The sequence below is a fragment of the Streptomyces sp. FH025 genome, assembly GCF_017427025.1.
GTDB lineage: Bacteria > Actinomycetota > Actinomycetes > Streptomycetales > Streptomycetaceae > Kitasatospora.
The window spans coordinates 1-5287 of sequence record NZ_JAFLNG010000554.1 but is presented as its reverse complement, the minus strand read 5'-3'; the positions used below and the strand labels follow the sequence as shown (position 1 = coordinate 5287).

4 protein-coding genes are annotated in these 5287 nt (G+C 72.1%); 3 read left to right on the top strand and 1 reads right to left on the bottom strand.

The genetic code is table 11. The annotated features are described in order from the left end of the window. The coding region (locus J0670_RS29205) for a tetratricopeptide repeat protein (protein WP_207814696.1) at positions 1–1563 on the top strand (1563 nt) is incomplete at its 5' end. Between the two features lie 37 nt (positions 1564–1600). Here J0670_RS29205 and J0670_RS29200 read toward each other — a convergent pair. Next, the gene (locus tag J0670_RS29200) at positions 1601–2905 is read right to left on the bottom strand and encodes a serine hydrolase (RefSeq protein ID WP_207814695.1); all 1305 of its coding nucleotides are present in this window, start codon (positions 2903–2905) and stop codon (positions 1601–1603) included. 292 nt (positions 2906–3197) lie between these two features. On the opposite strand from J0670_RS29200, the gene J0670_RS29195 reads away from it, so the two are divergent. Then, positions 3198–4214 carry a phosphatidylserine/phosphatidylglycerophosphate/cardiolipin synthase family protein gene (locus J0670_RS29195; protein WP_207814694.1) on the top strand — a complete coding sequence of 339 codons (1017 nt, stop codon included), beginning with the start codon at positions 3198–3200 and terminating at the stop codon, positions 4212–4214. 84 nt (positions 4215–4298) lie between these two features. Further along, positions 4299–5213 carry an alkaline phosphatase family protein gene (locus J0670_RS29190; RefSeq protein WP_207814693.1) on the top strand — a complete coding sequence of 305 codons (915 nt, stop codon included), beginning with the start codon at positions 4299–4301 and terminating at the stop codon, positions 5211–5213. The last annotated feature ends 74 nt before the right edge of the window (positions 5214–5287 follow it).

Here is a 5287-nt window from a genome sequence, read left to right as displayed (position 1 = left end):
GTGACCAGCCGCAACGCCCTGCCCGGCCTGGAGTCGGTGCACCGGCAGCGGCTGGGCGTGCTCTCCCCGGCCGAGGCGTCCGGTCTGCTGGCCCGGATCGCCGGGCCCGAGCGGATCGCCGCCGCGCCCGACGCCACCGCCGAACTGGCCCGGCTCTGCGGCTACCTGCCGCTCGCGCTGCGGATCGCCGGGCAGCGGCTGGTGGCCCGCCCGCAGCAGCCGGTGGCCCAGCTGGCGCGCCAGCTCGCCGCCGAGGAGAACCGCCTCGACCTGCTGGAGACCGGCGACCTGGCGGTGCGTCCGGCCTTCGAGCTGTCCTACCGCAAGCTGCCCGCCGAGTCCCGACTGGTGCTGCGCCGCTGCGCGTTGACCGTCGGGCCGGACTTCACGGCCGCCGTCCTGGCCGCCTACGCGGGCCTCGCCCCGGCGCGCGCCGAACTCGTCCTGGAGCAGCTCGTCGACGCCGGGCTGGTGCAGCCCGACACCACGGAGCGCTACCGCCTGCACGACCTGGTGCGGCTGTACGCGGGCGAGCGGCTGGCCGCCGACGAGACGCCCGAGGAGGTCGCCGACGCCCGTACCCGGGCCGGTCGCCGGCTGCTGGCCCAGGCGGCGGAGCACGGGCTGCGCTTCGACCCGGACCACACCGCGCACGAGGAGGCCGCGAACCCCTCCGGCCCGCCGCCGGTGCCGCTCACCGAGGCGGCCCGCTGGCTGGAGGACGAGTACCCGGAGTGGCTGGCGGCGCTGTACGAGGCGCAGCGGACGGGCCGCCACCGGGAGGTGATCGACACCGCCGAGGCCATGCACTGGTTCTCCGACCGGCTGCTGAGCTGGGACATCTGGGGCGAGGTGTTCCGGCTCTCGGCGGACTCCGCCCGGGCCCTCGGCGACCGGCAGGCCGAGGCGGTGCACGTGAACTACCTGGCCTGGACGTACGTCACCTGTCTGCACCGCTACCAGCGCGGCATCGAACTGGCCGGTGAGGGGCTGGAGTTGGCCCGTTCCCTGGGCGACGACCTGCAGCAGGGCTGGGCGCTGACCTACCTCGGCTCCGGCCTGCGGCAGTTGCAGCGGCAGCGGGAGGCGATCGAGAGCTACCAGCGGGCCGCGGAGGCCTTCGGGGCCGTCGACAGCCGCTCGGCGCTGATCGGCCGGCTGGTGACCCTGCGCGGCGCGGCGACCTGCCTGCGCAACCTCGGCCGGGCCGAGGAGGCGGTGGAGTCCCGCCGCCGGGCGCTGGCGGGCGCGCTGGAGCTGGTGGAGCGGTGGTCCTCGCCGCTGATGCACCTGATGGCGGCCATGACCGCGCACGAACTCGGGCAGGACCGCGCCGCGTTGAAGCGCTGGCCGGCCGCCGAGAAGGCCTACCGGCAGGCGCTCGCCCACTTCGAGGCGATCGGGCGGCCGGACAGCATGACCAAGACGCTGACCGAGCTCGGCACCGCGCTGATCGAGCAGGGCCGGGCGGACGAGGCCCGGGAGATCCTCACCGAGGCCCTCACCGACCTGAGCGCGGACGGCTCCCGGCCGGGCGGCCGGCACGGCCGGATCGCGCCGTAGCGGCGCGGCCCGGCCGTGCCCGTCCCGGGGTCGGATGTCAGATCCGGGTATCGTCCACGACGGGCAGCTCCCGGGCGTCCTGGCTCCGGGCGTCCTGGCTCCGAGCGTCCTGGCTGCGGGCGTCCTGGACGGAGAACGAGGTGCGCGGCGCGGTGGCCGGCGCCTTCCCGCAGAAGGCCGGCTCCAGGACGTTCATCAGCCCCTGGGTCACCGAGCCGTTGTTGGAGGCGTTGGCGAAGGTGACCACCGAGCGGCGCCCGTCCGGGGTGGTGAAGGACTGGGTGTTGAAGCCCTGGACGATGCCGCCGTGGCCGTACACGTCCCCGCAGGAGAGCGAGATGCGGCGCAGACCCAGCCCGTAGGCGACCTTGGTGGTCGGGGTGGGAAGCGCGGCCTCCATCTGCCGGAGCGAGTCGTCCTTGACCAGCCCGCCGGAGCTTCCGGCCGCCAGCGCGGTGAGGAAGCGGTCGAGGTCGTCGGCGGAGGAGATGACGGCGCCGGCGGCCCACACCCAGGAGCCGGTCTGCTCGGTGGAGTTCAGCAGCGGCTTGCTGCGGTCGTCGTTGGTCAGGTAGCCGGTGACGTGCGGGCCCTGGATCCGCTGGTCGGGGACGACGAAGGAGGTGTCGTTGAGGCCCAGCGGCGTGAGGATCCGCTCGCGCAGCACGTCCGGGAACGCGCGGCCGGTGAGGTTCTCGACCGCCAGGCCCAGCAGCACGAAGTCGGTGTTGGAGTAGGAGTAGCTGGTGCCGGGGGTGTACTGCACGCCGTGCCGGACCGACATCGCGACCAGGTCCCGGGGCGCGTACACGTTGGTGCGGATGCGGGCCTCGAAGGCGGCCGTGGTCTCCTCGCCCGGCTGCTCCAGCAGGTCGTTGGTGTGGTCGTAGATGCCCGCGCGGTGCTCCATGACCTGACGGCCGGTCATGGTCCAACCGGTCGGGAGGGTGCCGGCCGGGAGGTAGTCGCGCAGCGGCTTGTCGAGGTCGATGAGGCCCTGCTCCGCCAGCTGCATCACGAGAACGGCGGTGAACATCTTGCTGTTGCTGCCGACCCGGAACCTCCACGAGGAGTTCATCGGGGTCCCGTTCAGGTCGGCCAGGCCGAGGGCCACCGACCGGGTCCGGGGGTCGACGCCGTGGTCCCGGATCACCGCGAAGGCGCCCGGGGCGCCCGCGTCCCTGGTGGCCTGGAGGGCGGCCTCCACGGCGGTGGTGTCCGGGACGGGCAGGGCGGCGGTGGCGCTCGTCCCGGCGGCGAGGGCGGGAACGGCGCCGGTGGCCGCCAGGACGGCAGCGGCGGCGGCCACCGCGAGCGGGCGCAGAAGGCTGGTCTTCGCCATGTTCCTCGGTTCTCCCGTGAGTCTCTCGTGAGCTGACGCGGCGTCGGGCCGTGTCGATCGAAGATCACTATCACTGGTCCGCAGGGCCGTTGGCAACGTGAACGGAATCGCCCGCATCGTCCGTTGTCGGCCCGGTTTGCCGGGCGCACCGTTCGTTTTCCGGCCCGGGGGCAAGGTTTTACCTGCTGTCGTCTACCCGCGTTGACTGCCGCGCCCGCATGCTGTTCGGGCGCTTCGTCCGCCGTCCGGCGCGACGCGCGGACTTCCCCCTCACCGACCATGGAGTCCCCCCATGCCCCTGGCCACCTTCGCGCGCCGGGCCGGTGCGCTGCTGCTCGCCGGCGCCGGTCTGATATCCGCCACCGGCACCGCCCAGGCCGCCACCGCCACCGGCACCGCCCAGGCCGCCACCGCCGCCACGTACACCGCGGTGGTCTTCCCCGACCAGGACCACACGGTGGTCTACAACCTGATCAACTCCGCGACCAGGACCGTCGACGTCACCATGTACGAGCTGCGCGACACCACGGCGGTCAACGCCCTGATCGCCCGCCAGAAGGCCGGCGTCAAGGTCCGGGTGATCCTGGACGGCCAGCACACCTCGGTCAACGGCACCGCGTACAGCGCGCTGAAGGCGGCCGGCGTCGGGGTGACGTACTCCTCCTCGGCGTTCGTCTACACCCACCAGAAGACGGTCACGGTGGACGGCGCCACGTCGCTGATCATGACCGGCAACCTGGACAGCGTGTACTACGCGAACGACCGCGACTACGGCGTCGTCGACACCGACGCCAACGACGTCGCCGCGATCGAGCAGGTCTTCGCCGCCGACTACGCCAAGACCTCCGTCACGCCCTCCGACGGCGACAACCTGGTCTGGTCGCCCACCGACTCGCAGACCCGGCTGCTGAACCTGATCAACGGCGCCCGATCCTCGCTGGACGTCGAGCAATTGGAGTTCGGAGACCAGGCCCTGGTGGACGCGATCACCGCCGCCGCCAACCGGGGCGTCACCGTGCGCGTCGTCGGCATGAACCCGAGCTCCTACGGCAGCTACTTCGACCAGGTGACGGCGGCCGGAGCCAAGGTCGTCACCTACTCCTCGACCACCGGCCTGTACATCCACGCCAAGGCCATCGTCGCCGACTACGGCACGGCCTCGGCCAAGGTGTTCGCCGGCTCGGAGAACTTCTCCGACAACTCGCTGAACAACAACCGCGAGCTGGGCCTGATCGTCTCCGACTCCGGGGTGCTCAACACCATCGAGTCGACCTTCGCCACCGACTTCGCCAACGGCACCGCGTACTAGGTCCAGGTCGGCGCAGGTACGAGACAGTCCGCCACCTCCCGTTCGGGCGGCCCCGCGGGGCCGCCCTCCACCCGAGGAATTGTCATGACTCCGTCCGTGAAGCCCGAGAACGACCCTCGCCGTACCCGTCCCCGCTCCCGCCGGACCGCGACCGCGATCGGCTCGGCCGTCGCCCTGATCGCCGCCTCCGCCGGGCTCTGGGCCGCGACCGCCTCCACCGCCCAGGCGGCCGGGCTGCCCACGCCCGACCACATCGTCGTCGTGGTGATGGAGAACCACGCCTACACCCAGGTCATCGGCAGCGGCAGCGCCCCCTACCTCAACAACACGCTGAAGGCGGGCGGGGCCAACCTCACCCAGTCCTACGGCATCACCCACCCCAGCGAGCCGAACTACTACGCCCTGTTCTCCGGCTCCACCCAGGGCACCGTCGACGACAGCTGCGTGACGGTCGGCGGGTTCAAGACGCCGAACCTGGCCTCCGAGGTGGCCGCCGCCGGGAAGACCTGGGCCAGCTACAACGAGTCCCTGCCCAGCCAGGGCAGCACGACGTGCAGCAGCGGCAAGTACGCGCAGAAGCACAACCCCTGGTTCGGCTTCGGCAACGTCCCGCTGAACACCGCCATGACCTTCGCCCAGTTCCCGACCGACTACACGACCCTGCCGAACGTCTCCTTCGTGGTGCCGAACCTGTGCAGCGACATGCACGACTGCTCGGTCAGCACCGGGGACACCTGGATCAAGAACAACCTGGGCGCGTACGCCACGTGGGCGCAGAGCCACAACAGCCTCCTGCTCGTCACCTTCGACGAGGACAACAGCCTGTCCGGCAACCGGATCCCGACCCTCGTCTACGGCGCGCACGTCGCCCCGGGCAGCAGCTCGGGCGCCACCTACAACCACTACGACGTGCTGCGCACCCTGGAGGACCTCGCCGGGGTGAGCACCCACGCGGGCAACGCCGCGAACGGCACGGACATCAGCGGCATCTGGAACTGACGCCCGGTCGCCGGGAGTCGGGCCGGTGGCCGCTGTCCGAGGCGGCCGCCGGTCCGGGCCGTGCGGCGTCCGCG